This is a genomic window from Limnoglobus sp. (assembly GCF_059499385.1).
The window spans coordinates 1-20,659 of sequence record NZ_JCABYM010000047.1; the positions used below are offsets into that span (position 1 = coordinate 1).

Sequence of the window (20,659 nt, forward strand, 5' to 3'; positions counted from 1 at the left end):
GCTACAACGCGGCCCGCAACGACCCGTACAAGGACAGCCACCACCCGCGGTACACGCCGCTGAAGGTCGTGCCGGATTCGGCGATCCTGGAGGTCGGCGTGAAGCGGTTCGCCGACAGCGGCGACGTGGCGTGGCTGGAAGATAGGAAGGATCGGAGTGCGCGGGCGTTGGACGGTTGACTTTTTGCCCAAAAAGTCGATGATGGAAACAGGTGAATCATGGCGAACGCGGTCGAACAACTCGGCGCGAACAAGTCGGCCTCGACGCTGTTGGTCCTGTTCATCCCGAGCCACGACCGGGACGGCCAACCCATCGACCAGGACTACTGGGTGAACGAGGGCCTGCGGGCCCTCGGCGAGTTATTCGGCGGGGCGACCGCGTACCCCCGCGGCCGCGGCGTTTGGCGGGACGACGCGCGGGGCGGGCAACTCGTCTTCGACGAGCCGGTCGTCATGCAGTGTTACACGACCGAAGCGGCCGTCGAGAATCGAGCCGCGGCACTGCGGGCGTTTCTCGTTCGGATGGGCACGGAGTCCCGCCAAGGAGCGGTCGGGTTGGTGATCGACCGGGACTACCTGGAAATCGGGTTCCCGCTCGCGGAAGGAGGGTAACGTGGCGAAGAACATCTCCACCATCGCGCAGAAGTTAGGGGCGAAGGTCGTCGCGGACGTGCCCGACGCCGGCGGCGGCGCGTTCGGCGCGGCCCGGCTGGCGGCCGCGGTTGCGGCGTTGCAGGCGCGCCTCCGACCGGGCGAGGGGAAGCGGCCGGGCCGCCCGTCCGTCGCCGCGTGGGTGACGACGCCGAAGGTTCCGATGAGCGAGGACACGGAGGCGAAACTCGTCCGCCTCGCGGCCCGCGCGAGCGCCACGGGGCGTCGGGTCAGCCCGATGCAACTGGCCGCGCAGCTGCTCGAAGAGGCCGTCGCCGCGCTTCCAGAAAACTGAATCGCACGACGATAACCGCCCCCCTCGCGGTCCACTTCTCACGGACACTCCCCCGTGAGGACCACGTCATGTCCGACCCCGCCAAGTCCAAGCCGCTCGAAGCCGTCCTCGGTGCGATCCTCCTCGGCGCGCTCGCGATCGGCGGCGTACTCCTCCTCCGCGGCGGCCGCACGCCACCGCCGGAAGACCCGAACGTCGCCGCGGCCCAGCAGCTCGTCGCGCAGTGGGCCGACAAACTCGACCGGCAAACCACCGACACCGGCGTCTACGTCCGCTGGCCGAACGACACGCTGCCGGACGCCGACCCGTGGGGCCGGCCGCTCCGCGTCGCGTACTCCCAGGGCGGCGTCGCCGAGGACGTGACGGTGCGGTCGCTCGGGCCGGACGGCGAGGACCACACGGCCGACGACGTGCTCGCGATCCGTCACGCGGTCAACCTCAAGGGGATCGGCGAGGGGGTCAAGAAGAACGCCCAGGAGACCTCAAAGAACGCCGCAAAGGGCGTCGTGAAGGGCATCGTCGAAGGGGCGAAGGAAACCATCCGCGGGAAGAAGGACGAGGAAAAGCCGAAATAGGATATTGACATCCGAATTAGCCGGGTTACACTTCCCTCGTCGGCCGTATGGGTCGGCGGTGGTCTTCCTTCCCGGAGGGGTGTCATGCGAATCGCTCGCGTCAAACTGTTCGCCGCCGCCGTCGTGACCGGCGGGGCCCTCGGCTTCTACTGGCTCAACGCCGGCGTCGCCGCCGAGAAGCAGCAACTCGACAAGGCCGCCGTCGAGCGGACCCGCGAGCAGACGCAGATGCTCGACGACCTGTACAAGACGGCCGTGGTCGGCATCACCACGACCTACGGCGAGAAGCAGTCGGCCAAGCCGGCGGCCGTCGTCGCCGGGATGGTGTTCGAGGCGATGAAGAAGAAGGGGTGGCACAACGCTAGGCTGGTCGATGCGTCCGGCGACCCGAAGAACGAGGACAACGTGGCGAAGACCGACTTCGAGAAGAAGGCGGTCAAGGCGATGAAGGACGGGAAGAAGACGTTCGAGGAAATCGGTGAGGCGGACGGCAAGCCGGTGCTGCGGACGGCGACGGTCGTGCCGGCGGTGCTGAAGTCGTGCGCGAAGTGCCACGGCGTCGAGGAGGGCGACCTGCTCGGCACGATCGTGTACGAGCTGCCGATCAAGTAACTTCGTTGCCTATCAGGGGCATCGCTTCCCCTGGGACCGCGGGCGTCCCGCCCGCTACGCTTCCCGCCACGTGAGGCTGGTCCCCGCGGCCGGGAAGGTGGGCGGGCGGGACGCCCGCGGTCCCAGGATAGTCCGACCTCTGTTTTGAAACGACGCATTTCCCCCATACATGTCGGAACCGGCCGCGAAACCGCGGCGGACTTCGGGTATGCTCAATAAGAAAGCCGCGACGGTCACGAGCCGGGTTCGCGTCCCACCTTGAGTGCCTTCATGCCCGACTTCACGATCAGCCGCGGGCGGCCGCTGCCCATCGGCATCAGCCCGACGCCGGACGGCGCGAACTTCGTCCTCCTCTGCCGCCACGGGACGGACGTGCGGCTCGTCATCCTCCCGGAAGCCGGCGGCACCAAGCCGCTCGCCGAGTTCCGCCTCGACACCCGCAAGAACCGCACCGGCGACCACTGGCACGTCCGCGTCCACGGGCTGCCGGACACGTTCACCTACGGGTGGCGGGTGGACGGGCCGTCCGGCAGCAAGCACCGGTTCGACCCCAGCCGCATCCTGCTGGACCCGGCCGCGACGATGATCTCCGGCGGCGAGAAGTGGGCCGCCACGTGCGAGACGGACCCGGAGCGGACCAGCCGCCGCAGCCTGTACCACCGCAGTTCCGAGTACGACTGGGAGGACGACGCCCCGCCGCTGACGCCGAACGAGGACAGCATCATCTACGAGGTCCACGTCCGCGGGTTCACGTGCGACCCGTCCGCGGAGGTGACGCACCCCGGCACGTTCGCCGGCCTCATCGAGAAGATCGACTACCTGAAGTGGCTCGGCGTCACGGCCGTCGAGCTGCTGCCGATCCACGAGTTCGACGAGTGCGACTGCCCGTTCTTCAACCCGAAGACCGGGGAGAAGATGACGAACTTCTGGGGGTACAACTCGATCGCGTTCGCCGCCCCGAAGGCCGCCTACGCCGCCGCCGCCCCCGAGCACGGCCAGGTCCGCGAGTTCCGCGACATGGTCAAGGCGTTCCACAAGGCCGGGATCGAAGTCATCCTCGACGTGGTGTTCAACCACACCGGGGAAGGCGACGACCGCGGGCGGACGTTCAGCTACCGCGGCCTCGACAACGAGCTGTACTACCTGCTCGACGACCACGGCCGGTACCTGAACTACTCCGGGTGCGGGAACACGGTGAACTGCAACCACCCGGTCGTCCGCGACCTGCTCATGACGTGCCTGCGGTACTGGGGCGGGCACATGCACGTGGACGGGTTCCGGTTCGACCTCGCGAGCATCCTCGGCCGCGACCGCCGGGGGAACGTGCTGGTGGACCCGCCGGTGATCGAGATGATCGCCGAGGACGGCGTCCTCGCGGACTGCAAGCTGATCGCCGAGCCGTGGGACGCGGCGGGGCTTTACCAGGTGGGGAACTTCCCGTTCGGCCGGCGGTGGAGCGAGTGGAACGGCCGGTACCGGGACGACGTGCGGCGGTTCTGGCGGGGCGAGGCCGGCATGGCCGGGGCGCTCGCGTCCCGCGTCTGCGGCAGTGCCGACATCTACCAGTGGAACGGCCGGCTGCCGAAGCACTCGGTCAACTTCATCACCGCCCACGACGGGTTCACGCTCAACGACCTGTTCTGCTACAACGGCAAGCACAACGAGATGAACGGGGAGCAGAACCGGGACGGGTCGAACGAAAACTACTCGTGGAACTGCGGGGCCGAAGGGCCGACCGCCGACCCGGCCGTCAACCGCCTCCGGCAGCGGCAGGCGAAGAACATGATGGCCACGCTGCTGCTCTCCCAGGGCGTGCCGATGATCCTGTCCGGGGACGAGTTCCTGCGGACGCAGCAGGGGAACAACAACGCCTGGTGCCACGACAACGAGATCAGCTGGGTGGACTGGACGCTGGCCGAGGAGAACAAGGAGTTCCTGCGGTTCACCCGCGAGCTGATCTGGTTCCGCCGCCGCCACCCGGCGCTGCGGCGGCGGCGGTTCTTCCAGGGCGAGGTCGATCCGCGGACGTGGGGCGGCAACCACGTCGGCCCGTTCCCGGCCGGCGGCCCGGTCCGGCCGAGCGAGGTCGGCAAGATGGACGACAGCGGCCGGGTGAAGGCGGCCGCCGCGATCCGCAAGCCCCGCGTCCCGCCGCTGCCCAACAGCGACGCCCCGCTGTTCGACATCCAGTGGCACGGCGTCGTCCCGTTCGAGCCGGACTTCGGCGCGTACTCCCGGACGCTGGCGTACACCATCGACGGCCGGTTCACCGGGCGGGAAGGGGAGGCCGACTACGACCCGGACGTGGACTTCTACGTGGCGATGAACGCCCACCACGAGGCGGTGACGTTCAAGGTCCCGCCGTCCCCGTCCGGCCGGGGGTGGCGGCGGGCGATCGACACGGCCGCCCCGTCGCCGGACGACTTCGCCGCCGAGGGGGAGCGCAAGGCGGTGCCCGCCGGGAGCCGAATTGAGGCAGCAGCCTTCTCAGTTCTGGTGCTGGTAACCGAACGCTAACAATCGGCGTCCGTTCGGGCGGGAAATTTTCCACCCGCCGATGAAAATCGCAGGCCGTGAGCGATCAAATGTTTACGGTTTTCCCGCAACCTCTTGCATTCGCACCCTAATTTCATGTATCAAACGATACACCTTACCCGTGTTGTTGGCACAGTTTGTGTACTCTCCCGTGGAATGCGTTGGCTCCCTCTGCCTCAGGAATAGGTAGACCCCGTGGCCGCCACCCCCGTTGACCCGCCCGAATCCCGCCCCGTCGTCCTGATCGTGGACGACGAGGACATGATCCGCACGCTCGTCCGGTCGCTGCTGGAGGCGAACGGCTACCGCGTCGTCGAGGCGGAGAACGGCCGCCGGGCGGTGGAAGTGCTCCAGCAGGACCTGGAAGACGTGGACCTGCTCATTACGGACGTGCGGATGCCGGGGCTGACCGGGCCGGAACTGGTCCGGCAGATGCGGGCGGAGCGGCCGGCGCTGCCGATCATCTTCATCTCCGGGTACACCGGGGACGCGGAGATGGACCACCCGGCGTGCCGGGCGACGGAGTACATCGCGAAGCCGTTCCCGCTGCCGAACCTGCTCGCCGCCGTCCGCCGGCTGCTGGCCCGCAACCCGCTGTTGGTCTGACGGTGAAAGACTCGCGCCCCGGCGGGGCGGCGGCCGCTACCGAAGCACCACCTTGACCAGCACGACGGTCAGGATGAACGTCAGCACGAACAGCCCGCCGACGGCCGCGAAGAACAGCGTGCGGTTCGGCGTCACCGGCCGCGGCGTCGGGACCAGGATCGGCCGCTGGTCGTCCGGCGTCGTCACCTCTTGCCCGGTCCGGGTCGTCTCGATCTGACTGACCCGCTTCGACGGCCCCTTCCCGGCGTTCGGCGAACTCTCTTCCAGGTTGTCGAACGCGCTCTCCTCCTGCGGCGACACCTGGATCGGGGCGACGACCGGCCCCTCGGCCGGCGAGTACCCGGCCGACCCGGTGTCCCGGATCGACGGCGTCGTCGGCAGCGCGTGGCCGGACGCGCCCGCCAGTTGCCGCTTGTCCGCGATCCGCTGCAACTTCTCCGCGATCTCGGCCGCCTTCTGCGGCCGGTGGTCCGGGTTCTTCTGTAGCATCTTGTGGATCAGGTCGGCGAACTCGTCCGGGACCTTCGGGTTGAGCTGCCGGACCGGCTTCGGGTCCTTCCCGCCGAGGGCCATGAGCAGGTCCATCAGGTTGTCGCCCTGGAACGGCAACTGGCCGGTGGTCATGCGGTACAGGACCGCGCCGAGGCTGAAGATGTCCGTGCGGTGGTCGATCTTCCCGCCGCGGGCCTGCTCCGGGGACATGAACGCCGGCGACCCGATGATGGACCCGCTGGTCGTCAGCTTCGCCTCGTCCTGCGGGTTGAGCCACTTCACCAGGCCGAAGTCGAGCACCTTCGCCTTGCCGAGCGGCGCTTCGAGCCAGATGTTGCTCGGCTTGATGTCCCGGTGCGCGGCCCCGAGCTTGTGGGCGGCGGCGAGGGCCGAGCAGACCTCCCGGCCGACGCGCAGCGCCTGCGAGACGCCGGTGACCGGGTTCTTCTTCAGGAACTCGTCGAGCGACGCCCCCTGGAGGTACTCCATGGCGATGTACGGCAGCCCCTTGAACTCGTCGGTGTCGTAGATGACGACGATGTTCTCGTGCTTCATCTGCGCCGCCGCCAGCGCCTCCCGCTTGAACCGGAGTTTCGCCGGCTCGTTGTCGGCGTACTTCGGCAGCATCATCTTGATCGCCAGCCGCCGCTTCAGCTTCTCGTCGTACCCGAGGTAGATGCCGCCCATCCCGCCGCGGCCCAGCTCCTTCAAGATGCGGTACTTGCCGAGCGTGCCGAGTTCGCCGGCCTTCTTCGGCGGGTCGAACTCCGGCGCGTCCGCGACCGCCGGCAACTTCGGCGGGTTCGGCGGATTCAATCCGGCGTCCTTCGTTTCATCGTTCGAGGCGTTCATCGACGGCGCTTGGGATAGAGTGTTCGCGAACGTCGGTTCGGGGCTGTGCGGCATGGGCAGGGACCATCCAAAGGGGTGACAACGCGGCGGCAGTTAATAGTGTAACCGAAAGAATGAGACCCGTGCAAGAACCGACCCCGCCGCCCGCCCGCTCCACCCGGTCCACGTCCTCGCGTTCGCCGTTCAAGTATTGAATCCCAAAGCGTTAGCGACGGCCATTGCGTTTCCGCCAGATTCTCCGGCCGGCGGGACTTTCGGGCGGGCCAAACCGGGGGTCCGGCGGGGAGCCGACGGGCTTCCCCAGGGTGTTATTCAGCCTCGAACGGGGCTGAAAACCGATACCATCCCCGGCACTTGTTCCGGCGCGGCCGGGTCGAATAATTCGTAAAGTACGAATAGTACATCCCCTCCCGCGAGTTCGTTCCTCACCGGTCCCGCGACCAGGAGTCCCGCCATGCGTTCGGTCCGTGTCCTCGCCGCCGGGTGGGCGGCGGTCGGCGTCGCCGTCCTCGCGACGGCCCAGGAGTCGAAGGTGCAATTGAACTACCCCGCCACCAAGAAGGTCGAGCAGGTCGACGACTACCACGGCACGAAAGTCCCCGACCCGTACCGCTGGCTCGAAGACGACGTGCGGAAGTCGAAGGAGGTCGCCGACTGGGTCGAGGAGCAGAACAAGGTCACGACCGCCTACCTGGAGTCGATCCCGGAGCGGGCGTACATCAAGAAGCGGATCACCGACCTGTACAACTTCGAGAAGTACTCCGCCCCGTCGAAGGAGGGCGACAAGTACTTCTACAGCAAGAACGACGGCCTCCAGAACCAGAGCGTCCTGTACGTCCAGGATTCCCTCGACGCCGAGCCGAAGGTGCTGCTCGACCCGAACAAGCTCAGCAAGGACGGGACCGTCGCGCTCGCCGGGTTCTCCGTCGATCACCAGGCGAAGCTCGCCGCCTACGGCCTCGCCGAGGCCGGGTCCGACTGGGTGACGTGGAAGGTGATGGACATCGCGACCGGCAAGGACCGCGACGACCTCATCAAGTGGACGAAGTTCTCCGGCGCGTCGTGGGCGAAGGACGGCAAGGGGTTCTACTACAGCCGGTTCCCGGAGCCGGCGAAGGACGCCGCGTTCCAGAGCCTCAACGAGAACCAGAAGCTCTACTACCACGCCGTCGGCACGCCGCAGGCGGACGACAAGCTCGTGTTCGAGCAGCCGGACCACCCGCGGTGGACCGTCGGCGGCGGCGTCACGGACGACGGCAGCTACCTCGTCGTCAGCATCGGCGACGGCACGACCAGCCGGAAGGTTCGCGTCAGCTACAAGGACCTGTCGAAGCCCGATTCCAAGATCGTCGAGTTGATCGCGGACCACAAGAACAAGTGGTCGTTCATCGACAACGTCGGGCCGACCTTCTACTTCGAGACGGACTACAACGCCCCGAAATACCAGATCGTCGCGATTGATGTCACAAATCCGGACCCGAAGAACTGGAAGACGGTCATCCCGGAAGCGAAGGACGTGATCCAGAGCGCCAGCATGGTCGGCGACCGACTGATCGTCAGCTACCTCCAGGACGCGAAAACCGTCGTCAAGATTCACGAGCTGACCGGCGCGTTCGTCCGCGACGTGAAGCTGCCGGGCATCGGCTCCGCGGGCGGGTTCGGCGGCAAGCGGCACGAGATCGAGACGTTCTACACGTTCACCAGCTTCACCACGCCGCCGAGCATCTACCGGTACGACATGGCCACCGGCGAGAGCAAACTCTACCGCTCCGCGAAGGTGAAGTTTAACCCGGACGAGTACGAGGTGAAGCAGGTCTTCTACCCGAGCAAGGACGGCACGAAGGTGCCGATGTTCATCAGCCACAAGAAGGGGCTGAAGCTCGACGGGTCGAACCCGGTGCTGCTGTACGGGTACGGCGGGTTCAACATCTCGCTGACGCCGTCGTTCTCGACGAGCCGGGTGCAGTGGATGGAGATGGGCGGCGTCCTGGCCGTGGCGAACCTCCGCGGCGGCGGCGAGTACGGCGACGCCTGGCACCGGGCCGGCACGAAGCTGACCAAGCAGAACGTGTTCGACGACTTCATCAGCGCCGCCGAGTACCTGATCGCGGAGAAGTACACCTCACCCAAGAAGATCGGCATCCAGGGCGGCAGCAACGGCGGGCTGTTGGTGGGCGCGTGCATGACGCAGCGGCCGGACCTGTTCGGCGCGTGCCTGCCGGCGGTCGGGGTGATGGACATGCTGCGGTTCCAGAAGTTCACGGCCGGGCGGTTCTGGACGGACGACTACGGCAGCAGCGACGACCCGAAGGAGTTCGCGGCGCTGGTGAAGTACAGCCCGTACCACAACCTGAAGCCGGGGGTGAAGTACCCGGCGACGATGGTGACGACGGCCGACACGGACGACCGCGTCGTGCCGGGGCACAGCTTCAAGTTCACGGCGATGTTGCAGTACTGCCACGCGGGTGGGCCGCCGGTGCTGGCCCGGATCGAGACGAAGGCCGGCCACGGGGCCGGCAAGCCGACGACGAAGATCATCGAGGAGACGGCCGACATGTGGGCGTTCCTGGTGAAGAACCTCGACATGAAGGTGACGGAGGTGAAGTGACGGCCGTTCCAACGCCCGCGGCCGTTTGGCGGCGAACGGGGAACGGGTTGCTGGAGGCAGGACGCAGACTTCCGAAGTCCGGCTTCGACTTCGGAAGTCGGTTCCCCGCGGGCGGCGGGTGCATTCGCAACGGCGAGCGTCGCGGCGTGAGCGAGACGTGCCGGCGTGCGTCCGGGCCACGTCGCGACGCTCGCCGTTGATTCGTGAGGTTGTCGTTGCCGGTTCGACTTCCGAAGTCGAAGCCGGACTTCGGAAGTCAGGGTTCCGCGCTCCCCTCCGCAAAGCCTCCGGGTCGCCGCTAAACGGGACTCACCACGCCGTCGGCCACCCGGCCGCGGCGCGGGCGTAGGCCGTCATCGCCCGCGACACGCTCGCCAGCACTACGGTGTCGCCGAACGCCTGCCACTCTTGCTCCGTGCCGCCCGCGAAGTCGAATACCTTCACCTCGTCCTCGACGCGGTCGTGCCCATCGACCAGCTCCCACACGTCGCGGCCGTGGCAGAACTCCGGCGTCACCCGCGTCAGCATCGTGTGCTGGAACATCATGTACGACCGGGCCGACAGCTCCGACGCATGAACCGCCAGCGGTTCGTCGGCCGCCAACTCGCGGCCGATGTTCGGCAGGCTCGTCAGCGGCGGGATCGACCCGTACTCGATCCGCCGCGCGAACCCCCGCCAGTACTCGATGTGGAGGAAGATGCGGCCGTCGCCGTACTCCTCCTTCGAGTCCAGGGACGTGTGGATGCGGACGTTCCGCCCGGACCGGCTGATCCCGTCCGCGACCTTCGCCTTCTGGAACTTCTTCAGCACCGTCGGCAGCAGCCGGCGGACGTTCGCGTCGAGCCACCTCCCCTCGGCCGCCGACAGCCGCTGCTTCGACTTCATCGTGCAGGACAGCCGGATGAACTCGGCCCGCGCCGCGTCCGCGTCGCCGGTGCTGTTCTCGTCCAGCCAGTCGGCGAACACCAGCCGCGGCGTGTCGTCGTCCGGGGTCGCGGCGATCGCCCGCAGCAGGGCGACGCACTCGGGGGTCGGCTTCATGGCTTCCGAGGATACCAGATTCGCCGCGGGCGGAACGCGAAATCCGCGGCCGTCCCTCGCACGTATGTCCGGGTGTTGCCCGCCCTCACCCCCCCGGTTCGTGCGATGACCCCCCTGCAGCTCGAAGCGAAGTACCACAGCCTGCCCGTCGTCATCGACGGGCTGAAGTCCACCACCGTCAACGTCCGCCGCTACCAGAACAACGCGGAGAGCCTCAAGGAGAACGTCCACTGGGGCAACAAGGCGGCGTGGGCGAAGAAGGACGTGCTCGTCGGCCGCATGAAGGCCGAGGCGAACAAGATGGTCGCGAACGCGAAGCTCCAGGCGAAGGGGAAGGCCACGACGCCGACGGCCAGCGAGGAGGACCCGGTCCTCGCCCTGGCCGGGGCGCTGACGACGCTCGACGTGCCCGAGCCGGTACGGGGCCTGATCGGGCCGGGGAACCTCGCGCACCTCGCCATCCCGGACATCATCAAGAGCTGGATCGTCCCGATGGTGGCCGTCCACACCGGCAAGGGGTCGCCGGAAGAGATTCAGATGTGCCTGCACTTCGTCGCCATCTACCGGCTATACGACACGAAGAAGTTCGGCACAGACGCCGCGGCCGGCGTGCGGGACTACTGCGACCAGTACATCGGCCTCGACTGCAACGGGTTCACGGGGAACTTCGCCCGCGAGACCGGCCGCTCGAAAGTGCCGAACTCGGAGATCCCCAGTTACCTGCCGAAGGACAAGGCCAAGCGGCGGACGAAGATCGAGGACGTGCAGCCGAACGACGTGCTCATCTGGCCGGACTTCGGGCACATCGCGATCTTCGACTCGCTCGCCGCGCCGGTCGCCGGGGCGAAGGGGGCCGTCACCCGCGACGGCGTCGTGGTCGAATCGACGGCCGCCAACCCGTCCGGCGGGGCGGGCACGGTGAACGGCGGGCTGCAGCACTCGACGTACACGATCGTCGGCGTCAAGGGCGACCTGTTCCTGGTCGAGCGGCCGAAGGGGAAGGGGCGGAACTGGGTCTACGTCGCGCCGCTGGTCTGACGGCCCGTCCGCGGTCCTCGGAAACGAAAAAGCCCCGCCGTCGCCGGCGGGGCTTTCGCGTTACGTCGCGGCCGCGGTTACTTCCCGGCCCCCGGCAGCAGGCTGACCTTCGGCAGGTCCAGGTCGGCGGCCTTGCCGGTGAACACCGGGTTGGCCGTCACCTTCACGGCCTTGCGGTCGGCCGTCACGTCGGCCACCGCCCGCATCGACGGGGCCGTCGGGGTCACCCCGGCGAACCGCGTCTCGAGCGGCTGCACGACCACCGGCAGGTTCGTCTTCGTCGCGTTCGCGGTCCCGGAGCTGGTGCCCGCCGCGCCGCCGCCGAACCCCTTGTTCACCGCCGACGCCGCGGCCGTCGTCTCCTGCCGCGCGTCCGGGGCGTCGTCCGTCGGCAGCTCGGCCAGTTGCGTCCGCGACCCGTCCGTCAGGTTGATCTCGACGACCGCCTTCGGGTCCGACAGGTCGAGCGTGTAGAACTCGCTGGCCTGCTTGTCCGTCCCCTGGTGCTTCGTCACGACCACCTGGACCGTCGTGCCGATCGTCCGGCCGAGGGCCTTCTTCGCCGTCACCTTGTACGTCCCGCTCATCGCGGCCGCCGCGGTGTAGACCTCGGACCGGTTCCCTTGCTGCTCCAGCACGTCGGCCTTCAGCACGCCGCCGCCGACCGTCCGCTTGTGCGTCGGGTTGGCCGTCGAGCCGCTCGGCTCCGTCACGGACAGGTCGAGGTCGGCCTCGCCCTGCCACCGGAGTTCGATCACCAGGTCCCGCTTCTTCTCCGCGTCGAGCAGCTTCTGGAACCGTTCGACCTGGTCGCCGAGGCCGGCCTTCTGGAACTTCTCGACGAGGCCGGTGAGCCGGGCCTTCGTCTGCTCGTGGTAGTTGACGCCGTCGTCCGCCCAGTCGCGGCCGAGGAGGTTGGCCGTCGCCCAGTGGATGGTGTCCGCCTGCACGTCGTTGGCCTTGCCGGCGTAGACGAGGGCGTTCGCGTAAGCCGTCGGCAGGTTCGGCTCGAGGCCGGCCGCCTTCTTGCAGTACGCCGCCGCCACCGCCGCCTGCCCGTTCTCGTTCGCCACCTTCGCGGCCTTCAGGTAGCCCTTCGCCTCGGTCGGCTCCAGGTCCACGTTCGACATCGCGACCCGCTGGATGTCGCTCGGCGACGCCTTGCCTTCGCGGAGGGCGAGGGCGAGCGCGTCGTGCGCCCACTGGTCGGTCGTCAGCCCGTTGCGGATGCCGGTCTTCAGGACTTCCGCCACGTGCTCCGGCTTGTTCACGTCCATGAGGAAGTCGGCACACGCCACCACGACGCCGGGGTCGGTCACGTTCGACCGCTCCAGGGCCTGCTGCCACATCCGCGTCGGGTTGTTCTTGTCGATCCCCTTGAGCAGCGCCTTCGCGTCCTCCTTCGGGTTCTTGATGCCGGGCTTGTCGGCCCCGGCGAGCATCCCGCCGACCTGGCCGGCCACGTCCGGGGTCAGGCCGCCCTTCGGCGGGCCGCCGGCGGCCACGGCGTTGCCGCCGCGGGCCGGGTTGCCGGGGCCGCCGGCCCCGACGCCTTCCGGCTTCTTGTACTTGATGCTCGCGCCGGGGTGGTACTTGCCGTTCGCCCGGACGATGAGCGCCCGCGCCGGCGGGTAGTACGCCAGCGAGTTCAGGTACTTCTCCTCGACGACCTTGACGGACTCGTCGTCGTCGCCCCCGGCGGGGGTGTTGATCTGGAACTGGCCGTTCAGGTCGGCCCACTCGCCGCGGGCCACGACTTCCGTGATCAGGGTGGCGATCAGCTGGTAGTTGACGAGGTCGTTGCCCTGGATGCCGAACTGCCCGCCGAGGTTGCCGAACTGGCCGAGCTGGCCGCCGCCGAACCCGGCGAGGCCGCCGCCGGCCCCGAGGTTATTGGCCGCCCCGCCGCCGAGGAGGCCGCCGCCGATGCCGCCGCCCTGGATGCCGCCGGCGAACCCGCCGCCGGGCTGCCCGCCGAGGCCGCCCCCGCCGAGGCCGCCGGCCCCGAGGCCGCCGATGTTAAACCCGCCGCCCAGCCCGATCCCGCCGATCGCCCCGAACCCGCCGGCGAACGTCGCCTGGCCGAACAGCTGCAGGTTCTGCGACTGGACGCCCTGGTTCTGGATGAGCGTCGCCTGGTTCACCGACGACGGGATCTGGTACACGAGTTCCGTGATGTCGAACGCCCGGACCACCTTCTCGGTGAACCGCCGCTCGTACGTCGTGATCTCGATGTACTCCGGCCGGACGACGTAGTACGCCCCGATGCTCTGCAGCGCGATGTCGAGGAACGCCCCGACCGTCAGCCCGTAGAACTTCTGCTTGAGCGGGAACTTCTTGTCGAGGATCGCCGCCTCGGACTGCTCCGTCTTGAACGCGTCTTCGAGGATGACGAACTTCAGGTCGTGGTCCTTCTCCAACTGCGACAGCACGTCCTTGAGCGCCAGGCCGTCGAGTTCGTTCTCGATCTTGATCTTCTGGGCCGTCGGGCCTTCGAGGATCGACTGGATGCGGCGCATCGTGCCGGGCACGTCCGACCCGATGCTCGCGGACTTGTACTTCTCCCGGTCGGCCGTCAGCTCCCGCCACACGGCCGCCGGCGGGAAGTGGACCGGCGGCTCGTCCGGGTACGGGATGAACGACTTCTCGGCCTGCATCATCGTGAGCAGGTAGCGGTCCTCGCGGATGCGGACGAGCTCGCGGTACTCGCGGAGGTTCGTCGCCGCCTGGCCGATCATGTAGCTGGCCGTCGCCTCCGGCGGCACGACCTGCCCGCGGCTGATCCGCTCCTGGATGAGCACCTGCGCCTCTTGTTGGGCCAGCTCGAACCGCGCCTGGTTCATGAGCTGGCGGAACGAGTCGATCCGGGCGACCGTCTGCCGCTCTTCGGCCTCTTGCCGCTCGTACTCGTTGATCCGGAGCTTGGTCCGGGCGATCCGCTCGCGGTCCTCCGCGATGGCCCGCTTGATCGCCGCCCCCTGGGTGGCGACGGTCTGCATCATCGCCTCCAGGTCCGCGGCCAGCTTCTGCCGGTAGGCGTCGCTGAGCTGGGCGTTCGCGAGGATCGTGTCCCGCTGCCGCTTCAGGTCCTCGTAGGCGGAGTCCGGGTCGCTCTTGAACAGCGTCCGCGACCGGCGGATCGTCTCATCGACGAGCACCCGGTACTGCTGTTCCAGCACGGCCCGCTCGGCCTCGGCCTGTTGCAGCCCGCCCGGCGCGGGGGCCGGGACGGCCGCGCCGCCGGCCGGCGGCGGCTCGGCTTGCGCCAGCACCGCCAGCTTCTCGCGGGCGACCTTCTCGGACTGCTTCAGGTTGTCGGTCAACTGCGCCTTCATCTTCGCCCGCGTCAGGTCGCCCTTCCGCAGCCGCTCGATGACCTTCAGCCCCTGCTCGACTTCCAGGTTCGCCGGGTCGATCTTCGCCGCCGCCAGGTAGAGCTTCTCGGCGTGGTCGATCTTGTCCCCGTTGATGGCGAACACGGCCTGGGACAGGAATTCCTCGCGGAACAGTTGGAACTGCTGCGCCCCGAGGGCCAGCGCCCGGTCGGCGGCCAGGATGGCCGGGGCGTCCTTCGCCGGGGCCGCCCGCCACTGCTCGACGATCGCGTGGATGAAGTAGTTGTCGTTCTCGGACACCGGCAGCCGGTCCGCGAGTTCGACCCGCACGGCCTCGCCGTTCACCAGCCCTTCGACCTTCGCCGTCACCGCGGCGGCGTCGCCCTTGAGCGTTCCGACCACGAGCGTCGGCCGGTCGGCCCGCAGCGGCGGGAGGCGGGTCGGGAACGTCTCGGCGACTTCCGCCCCGTACTCGATCTTCGTCGGCTTCAGCACCGGCACGGCGAAGCTGGCGAGCAGCTTGGCGGCGAAGTCGGCCTTGCCGCGGTCGGACGCGGTGTCCTCCGCCAGCCGGACGACCGCCCCGCCGGTCAGCGTGGCGAGGCCGTGCAGGTTGTGCGAGTTGATCTTCAGCCCGAGCGGCACGGCGTAGAACGCGACGTTCGCCTGATCGAGCTTCGTGCCGAGGTCCACGCGGGCGGTTTCCGTCAGCGTCTCCGTGCTGGCGGCGCTCTCGCCGTCGCCGAGGAACAGGATGATCTGCTGGCGGGCCGGGTTCGGCTCGAACGCCTTGACGGCCTTCTCGACGGCGGCCTTCAGGTCCGTCGCCCCGGCGGCGAACTCCGTCTCGGCCAGCTGCGCCGCGGCCCCGGTCACGACCGGGGCGGTCGCCGGCTTGAACCCCTCGGTCAAGGACCGGGTGGCCTTCGCGTCGTCGAGGTTGACGGTCCACACGTCGATGCGGTCGGTCGGGCTGGACGCCTTCGCGAGCGCGTCGATGATCTGCCGGGCGCGCTTCAGCGGCTGCCCGGCCTGGCTGGCGGACGTGTCCACCATGACGAGGATGTCGCGGTCCTGGGCGGCCTTTGCGGCGAGCGTCGGCTTCACCTGCCACGCGAAGCTCGTCTTGCCGGACCGCTGCTTGTACGTCAGGGCCGGCTGGGTGGCGAACTTCGACTGGGTGAAGTTGTCCGCGGCGGCGACGCCGTCCGGCTTGGCCGTGCGGAGGGTGGCCTTCTGGCCGGACCCGGATGAGGTGATGTCGCCGAACACGGTCGTGCCGATGACCGCGGAGGCGGCGGCTGTGCCGAGAACGGCGGTCAGCAGCCGGAGCCGTTTGACGATAGTCATTGCCCGGACGCTCCTACAGGGGGCCGCGAGAGAAACGGTTTCTCGCCCGGCCCGGGACGGGAGAACCTAATCTTGAATTCTAAAGCGCGGCGGCGTTTCGCCGCCACCGGAAATCGCACGGATGTCGGCCGCCGGGCCGGGCGGCGTCGCGCCGGCCGGAACAGGTCGCGCCACCGCGCGAACTGGCGCGTCGGCCGCCGCGGTGCGCGGCTAGGGGAAATCTACCCGCTTAACACGGCGACGCGAATGTTGTTGGCGCGAATGTGCGGCCGGCCGGGGTCGGCCCGTCGCGCCAGCGCCCCGACTGCTACGAGCCGCACGCGCGGATTGTTGTGCTCGGGTTGGAGTTCTGGTACGGTGGTCGCGACCGACGGGTTCCTTGTAGGGCGGGTCAAGGCTTTGCGCCGACCCGCCGCCGCGCTCCTGGCCTCTCGGTCTCTCCCGGCGCGGCTGTCAGCCCCCGGCGGGTCGGCGCAAAGCCTTGACCCGCCCTACAAGGAACCCGTCGTGGCCGGGATCACCTTCCGCCCCTACCATCCGGCCGACGCGACGGCGCTCCTCGCGCTGTTCCTTGACACGATCCGCCGGGTGAACAGCCGCGACTACCCGCCGGACCAAATCCGGGCGTGGGCGGCGGACGACATCGACCCCGCCGCGTGGGCCGCCCGGTTCGAGGGCCGGTTCGTCGTCGTCGCGGAGGAGGCGGACCGGCCGGTCGGGTTCGCGGAACTGGAAGCGGACGGGCACATCGACCGGCTGTACGTCTCGGCCGACCACCAGGGCCACGGGATCGCCACGCGGCTGCTGGCCGACCTCGTGGCCGAGGCCCGGCGGTTGGGGCTGGCCCGGCTGTTCGTCGAGGCCAGCATCACCGCCCGCCCGTTCTTCGCCGCCCGCGGGTTCGTCACCCTTGTCGAGCAGACGGTGGCGTGCCGCGGGGCGCAGCTCGTCAACTACCGGATGGAACGAACCTTGACGTGAGCCGCGCGTCAGCCGCCGAAGTGCTTCTTCAAGTTCGCGTAACTCCGCGTCGCCGCCGCGACGGGGTCGTAGCCGGGCTTGTTGCTGACCATCCCGCTCACCTCCACGACGACCGGGCCGGCGTACTTCGCCGCCGCCAGCAGCTTCGCGTACTCGGCGTAGTCGATGCCGTGCTCGCCGGGCAGCAGGAACTCGAACTTCGCCGGCGTCCCCTTCGCGTCCTTCACATGCACGAACGCCGACAGCGGCACGAGCGCCGCTACCGCGTCCGGTAACTTCACCCCTCGCAGGAACAGGTGGCTGTAGTCGAACCCGATGCGGACCCACGGGCTGTCCACCTGCCGCATCAGCCACGCCGCCCCGTCGAGGGAGTGCAGCGCGTTGCCGACGTGCGGCTTGATCGCGATCACCGTCTTCGCGTCCTTCCCGACCGCCGCCCAGGCGTGCAGCCGCTCGGCCATGCGGTCCTTCACCGCGTCCCAGTCGGCCGGCTTGCCGCCGAGGATCGTCTCGATCACCGGCGGCGCGTCCGATAACGCACGGCCCAGCTCCGCGGCGGCCTTCAGCCGGTCGAGGTTCTTCGCCCGAACCGCGTCCGCCGCCGGCTCGACCAGGTTCTCCATGAGGGCCTGCACCGTCAGGTTCGCGTCCGCCAGCCGCGTCCGCAGCTCCTTCCGCGCGGCCGCGGACAGCAGGTGCGGCTCCGCCGGGTAGCCCGGCATGAGGGCCAGCTCGACGCCGGCGTAGCCGATCTTCGCGCACGCGGCGAGGGCGTCCGCCAGGGAGAGCGTCTTCATCCCGTAGAGGCTGAACCCGAGCGGAATCTTCTTCCCCTGCCCGACGGCCGGGCCGGCGGCGAGGGCGGCGGCCGCGGCGGCGAGCCACGCGCGGCGGGTGAACGGGGTCATGCGAGTCCTCCGGAGGGGCCGTCATTTTATCGACACGCCCCGGATTTCTGCGACACCTTACCCATCTTGTTTGACCCGTGCGGAAACGTCTTCTAGGCTTGCCGGGCGAACTAGCGACCGCCCCCCGGCTTCCACCCGCTTCCCCGCACCGGCCGGACGCCATGCGCGATCAGACACCCATCACCCCGACGGCCCGGCTCGTCAGCCTCGCGATCCTGCTCGTCCCGGCCGCCGTACTCGGCGGGCTGGCCGCGCGGTACGACTCCCGCCTGCTCGCCATCGGGGCGGCGGCGGAACTGCTCGGCGCGGCCCTGTTCCTCCGCGCCGGCGTCGCCTGGAAGCCGCCGGCCAGCGGGTCGGTCATCCTCCTGTACGTCATGGCCCTCGGGTGGTGCTGGTTCCACACCCGCGCGATTCACGAGCCGCCGGCCGCGTTCGCGCGGGGCGTGCTCCTCCTCGGCCCCGTCATCCTCTTGTTTAGCCACGACCTGACCCGGACCGGGGCGGAAGCCCGGCGGCGGGCGAAGCGGTGCTGCGCCCGCATCCGCAACCGGCGGACGTGGCCGGCCGACCCGACGGTGCTGAACCGGCTGCCGGAGGTCCTGGCGCTGAAGGACGCGGTCGTCCTCGACGCGTCGCCGATCTTCGGGCTGTTCAACGACCCGCGGCCGGAAGTCCGGATGGCCGCGTTCGCGTCCCTGGAGGGGCGGAAGGTGTGGCGGCCGGCCGAGATCGCCGTCGTGCTGCACAAGATTCACCAGATGGACGACCCGGCCGTCCGGGCGGTCGCGATCACGGCCCTCAGTTGCGTGGACGACCCGGTGACCATCGGGCAGCTGGCGAACTTCCTCCGCGACCCGGAGCCGGCCGTCCGGCTGGCGGCGATCCGCACGGCGCTGACGTTCCCCAGCCAGCGGTGGGTCATCATCCGGGAGGACGTGCGGGCCTACCTGGCGGACCAGCGGTTTAGCAACGACGGCGGGCTGCCGACCTCGGCCGGGCGGCTGCCGGCCGTGGCCGTGTGCGACCTGACGGCGTGGGCGGCGGAGGCGGACCCGCTCGGGCCGCGGGCCGTCCGGGCGCTGGTCGAGCACTACGCGCACAACCTGCGGTCCACCGTCGCCTACGACCTCGTGTCCGACCTGTCGCAGCAGACTAGCGACCCGAACACGCCGGCGGCGCTGCGGGTCGAGCTGGCGTACCTGCTGCGGTCGTTCAACGTGCTCACCCCGGACCTACTGGACCGGATGACGAACGCCGACCAGCCCGGCCCGATCCGGCTGCTGGCCGCCGAAGCGATGCTGATGACGAACCCGACCGACCCGGACGCGCTGGACGTGCTCCGCGGCCTCGGCCGGCAGCCGAACCGGGAGATCGCCATCGCCGTCGCGAAGGTGTTGCAGCAGCATCTGGGGTTCGACATGGGCCTGCCGGCGGACCGGCTGGCGCTGCACAGCAAGGTCGCGGCCGAGGTGGTGAAGCGGGTCCAGCAGTGGGCGACGGCCCGCAGCGGGAGCAACTCGGCGACGCCGACGCCCGGCCTGGCGACGCCGGGGCTGCCGGAGACGCCGCCGCCGAGCGGCCTGACGAAAACCGGCGTCCCGCCGGCCCGCCAGCCGATCAGCAAGCGGTCCTGGACGCGGTAATCCAGCACAACTGCTGTCCACGAGAAACTTTTTTTCGCGGTGTCGGAGTTTTCGGTAGCGGAGCGGAAGCACGACCGATTCCGCTGCCGGCGTGAATAGTTAAGCGGTGGGCACAAAGTAAACATGAAGTGTTAGCTGCCGTTAACGCGCAACCTACCCATTTCAACAGTTCGCGGCCGAATCTGGCACTCGAATCGACGAAATCAACCTCACACCGTCTGCGTCGCGAACCCTGGCATTGATCGTGCCTCAGCTTTCGTCCCGCAGGTGCAACCCGTGCGACCGGCGCAATCGGAAATTCTGATTGCTTCGGAAAACTCGTCTCGGTAATCTACTGCCTGCCGGGTCTACCCGGTCCGTCCTCCGTCCACGCGGCCCGCCGGGGTCGCCGGAGTACCCGTTGCTGCAAGGAGCCTCAACGTGACCTTCGTGCGTGCCTTAAGCTTCCGCCGGGCCGTCGTCGCCCTCGCCGCCCTCGTCCTCGGGGCCGCGGGCCAGGCGAAGGCCGACATCGTCATCGACGACTTCACCACCCCGGACCCCGGCGTCACCTACTCGCTCGACGCGGCCGTGCCGTCGGTGTACACGCAGGTGGACGGCAACCGGACGCTGACCGTCACCCAGACGCAGAACACGTTCGGCCTGGCCAACCAGACCAGCGGCGTGATCGGCAACACCACCCTCGGCGGCCGGTTCGTGCTGAACACGACGACCGGCACGACGGCGTTCGCCAGCCTCGCGTACACCTACGCCGGCCTCGACTTGTCCGCCGGCGGCACGATCCTGAACTTCCAGTTCACCTCGACCGACCTCGGCGTGCCGTTCTCCGTCAGCGTCGGCGACGGGACGACCACGGCCACGCAAGTCGGCCTCGTGACCTCCCCGACGAACCTGTCGTTCGACCTGACCGGGTTCGCCGGCGTGAACCTGGCGGGCGTGACGCAGATCGAGCTGGTGCTGAACCGGGACGTGACGAGCGGGGCCTCGACCTCCTCGGCCGACTTCAGCATCGCGAACGTGACGATCACCGAGCCGCCGCCGACGACCGACGTGCCGGCCCCGCCGGCGGCCCTCCTGGCGCTGGCCGCGCTGCCGGTCCTCGGCCTGCGGCGGAAGCTGCTCAAGAAGGCGTAAC

General features: G+C 69.0%; 15 protein-coding genes. 11 read left to right on the forward strand and 4 right to left on the reverse strand.

From position 1 onward, the window contains the following. Window positions 1-218: 218 nt before the first annotated feature. From AC5JJ2_RS08630 to AC5JJ2_RS08655, 6 genes are all read left to right on the forward strand, one after another. Window positions 219-611 (forward strand): hypothetical protein, encoded by a 393-nt coding sequence (locus AC5JJ2_RS08630; RefSeq protein WP_495857572.1) that lies wholly within the window; start codon window positions 219-221, stop codon window positions 609-611. Between the two features lies 1 nt (window position 612). Next, window positions 613-945, forward strand: coding sequence for a hypothetical protein (locus AC5JJ2_RS08635; RefSeq protein ID WP_495857573.1), 333 nt, complete (start codon window positions 613-615; stop codon window positions 943-945). Between the two features lie 68 nt (window positions 946-1,013). Then, window positions 1,014-1,520, forward strand: a complete 507-nt coding sequence (locus AC5JJ2_RS08640) for a hypothetical protein (protein ID WP_495857574.1) — start codon at window positions 1,014-1,016, stop codon at window positions 1,518-1,520. 84 nt (window positions 1,521-1,604) lie between these two features. Further along, window positions 1,605-2,132: a c-type heme family protein gene (locus tag AC5JJ2_RS08645; RefSeq protein WP_495857575.1), complete on the forward strand. Its 528-nt coding sequence runs from the start codon at window positions 1,605-1,607 to the stop codon at window positions 2,130-2,132. A gap of 270 nt (window positions 2,133-2,402) precedes the next feature. After that, window positions 2,403-4,649, forward strand: coding sequence for a glycogen debranching protein GlgX (glgX, locus tag AC5JJ2_RS08650; RefSeq protein WP_495857576.1), 2,247 nt, complete (start codon window positions 2,403-2,405; stop codon window positions 4,647-4,649). A gap of 213 nt (window positions 4,650-4,862) precedes the next feature. Then, entirely contained in the window at window positions 4,863-5,273 is a 411-nt protein-coding gene (locus AC5JJ2_RS08655) for a response regulator (RefSeq protein ID WP_495857577.1), read from the forward strand. A gap of 36 nt (window positions 5,274-5,309) precedes the next feature. Here AC5JJ2_RS08655 and AC5JJ2_RS08660 read toward each other — a convergent pair whose 3' ends face one another. Continuing rightward, the gene (locus tag AC5JJ2_RS08660) at window positions 5,310-6,617 is read right to left on the reverse strand and encodes a serine/threonine-protein kinase (RefSeq protein ID WP_495857578.1); all 1,308 of its coding nucleotides are present in this window, start codon (window positions 6,615-6,617) and stop codon (window positions 5,310-5,312) included. A gap of 454 nt (window positions 6,618-7,071) precedes the next feature. Here AC5JJ2_RS08660 and AC5JJ2_RS08665 point away from each other — a divergent pair, with 454 nt between their 5' ends. Further along, on the forward strand, window positions 7,072-9,225 hold the full coding sequence (locus AC5JJ2_RS08665; RefSeq protein WP_495857579.1) for a prolyl oligopeptidase family serine peptidase: 2,154 nt from the start codon (window positions 7,072-7,074) through the stop codon (window positions 9,223-9,225). A 309-nt stretch (window positions 9,226-9,534) separates the two neighbouring features. Here AC5JJ2_RS08665 and AC5JJ2_RS08670 read toward each other — a convergent pair whose 3' ends face one another. Then, window positions 9,535-10,266 carry a TIGR02996 domain-containing protein gene (locus AC5JJ2_RS08670; RefSeq protein ID WP_495857580.1) on the reverse strand — a complete coding sequence of 244 codons (732 nt, stop codon included), beginning with the start codon at window positions 10,264-10,266 and terminating at the stop codon, window positions 9,535-9,537. 105 nt (window positions 10,267-10,371) lie between these two features. Between AC5JJ2_RS08670 and AC5JJ2_RS08675 the strand changes: the two genes are divergently transcribed. Continuing rightward, window positions 10,372-11,304, forward strand: a complete 933-nt coding sequence (locus AC5JJ2_RS08675; RefSeq protein ID WP_495857581.1) for a hypothetical protein — start codon at window positions 10,372-10,374, stop codon at window positions 11,302-11,304. A 77-nt stretch (window positions 11,305-11,381) separates the two neighbouring features. Here AC5JJ2_RS08675 and AC5JJ2_RS08680 read toward each other — a convergent pair whose 3' ends face one another. Further along, on the reverse strand, window positions 11,382-15,989 hold the full coding sequence (locus tag AC5JJ2_RS08680) for a DUF2135 domain-containing protein (RefSeq protein WP_495857582.1): 4,608 nt from the start codon (window positions 15,987-15,989) through the stop codon (window positions 11,382-11,384). A gap of 507 nt (window positions 15,990-16,496) precedes the next feature. On the opposite strand from AC5JJ2_RS08680, the gene AC5JJ2_RS08685 reads away from it, so the two are divergent. Next, a complete protein-coding gene (locus AC5JJ2_RS08685; protein WP_495857583.1) occupies window positions 16,497-16,970 on the forward strand; it encodes a GNAT family N-acetyltransferase in 474 nt (157 codons plus the stop codon). 8 nt (window positions 16,971-16,978) lie between these two features. On the opposite strand, the gene AC5JJ2_RS08690 is transcribed toward AC5JJ2_RS08685, so the two are convergent. After that, a complete protein-coding gene (locus AC5JJ2_RS08690) occupies window positions 16,979-17,878 on the reverse strand; it encodes a sugar phosphate isomerase/epimerase family protein (protein ID WP_495857584.1) in 900 nt (299 codons plus the stop codon). Window positions 17,879-18,039: 161 nt separating this feature from the next. Here AC5JJ2_RS08690 and AC5JJ2_RS08695 point away from each other — a divergent pair, with 161 nt between their 5' ends. Both AC5JJ2_RS08695 and AC5JJ2_RS08700 read left to right on the forward strand, forming a co-directional pair. Then, window positions 18,040-19,524 (forward strand): HEAT repeat domain-containing protein, encoded by a 1,485-nt coding sequence (locus AC5JJ2_RS08695; RefSeq protein ID WP_495857585.1) that lies wholly within the window; start codon window positions 18,040-18,042, stop codon window positions 19,522-19,524. A gap of 429 nt (window positions 19,525-19,953) precedes the next feature. Beyond that, on the forward strand, window positions 19,954-20,658 hold the full coding sequence (locus tag AC5JJ2_RS08700) for a hypothetical protein (protein WP_495857586.1): 705 nt from the start codon (window positions 19,954-19,956) through the stop codon (window positions 20,656-20,658). Window position 20,659: the final 1 nt, after the last annotated feature.

Bases quoted from the DNA above. Each gene is read 5' to 3' on its own strand.
- AC5JJ2_RS08640 (WP_495857574.1), top strand. From the start codon at position 1,014: ATGTCCGACCCCGCCAAGTCCAAGCCGCTCGAAGCCGTCCTCGGTGCG.
- AC5JJ2_RS08690 (WP_495857584.1), bottom strand. From the start codon at position 17,878: ATGACCCCGTTCACCCGCCGCGCGTGGCTCGCCGCCGCGGCCGCCGCC.
- AC5JJ2_RS08645 (WP_495857575.1), top strand. From the start codon at position 1,605: ATGCGAATCGCTCGCGTCAAACTGTTCGCCGCCGCCGTCGTGACCGGC.
- glgX (WP_495857576.1), top strand. From the start codon at position 2,403: ATGCCCGACTTCACGATCAGCCGCGGGCGGCCGCTGCCCATCGGCATC.
- AC5JJ2_RS08670 (WP_495857580.1), bottom strand. From the start codon at position 10,266: ATGAAGCCGACCCCCGAGTGCGTCGCCCTGCTGCGGGCGATCGCCGCG.
- AC5JJ2_RS08630 (WP_495857572.1), top strand. From the start codon at position 219: ATGGCGAACGCGGTCGAACAACTCGGCGCGAACAAGTCGGCCTCGACG.
- AC5JJ2_RS08695 (WP_495857585.1), top strand. From the start codon at position 18,040: ATGCGCGATCAGACACCCATCACCCCGACGGCCCGGCTCGTCAGCCTC.
- AC5JJ2_RS08675 (WP_495857581.1), top strand. From the start codon at position 10,372: ATGACCCCCCTGCAGCTCGAAGCGAAGTACCACAGCCTGCCCGTCGTC.
- AC5JJ2_RS08665 (WP_495857579.1), top strand. From the start codon at position 7,072: ATGCGTTCGGTCCGTGTCCTCGCCGCCGGGTGGGCGGCGGTCGGCGTC.
- AC5JJ2_RS08660 (WP_495857578.1), bottom strand. From the start codon at position 6,617: ATGAACGCCTCGAACGATGAAACGAAGGACGCCGGATTGAATCCGCCG.
- AC5JJ2_RS08680 (WP_495857582.1), bottom strand. From the start codon at position 15,989: ATGACTATCGTCAAACGGCTCCGGCTGCTGACCGCCGTTCTCGGCACA.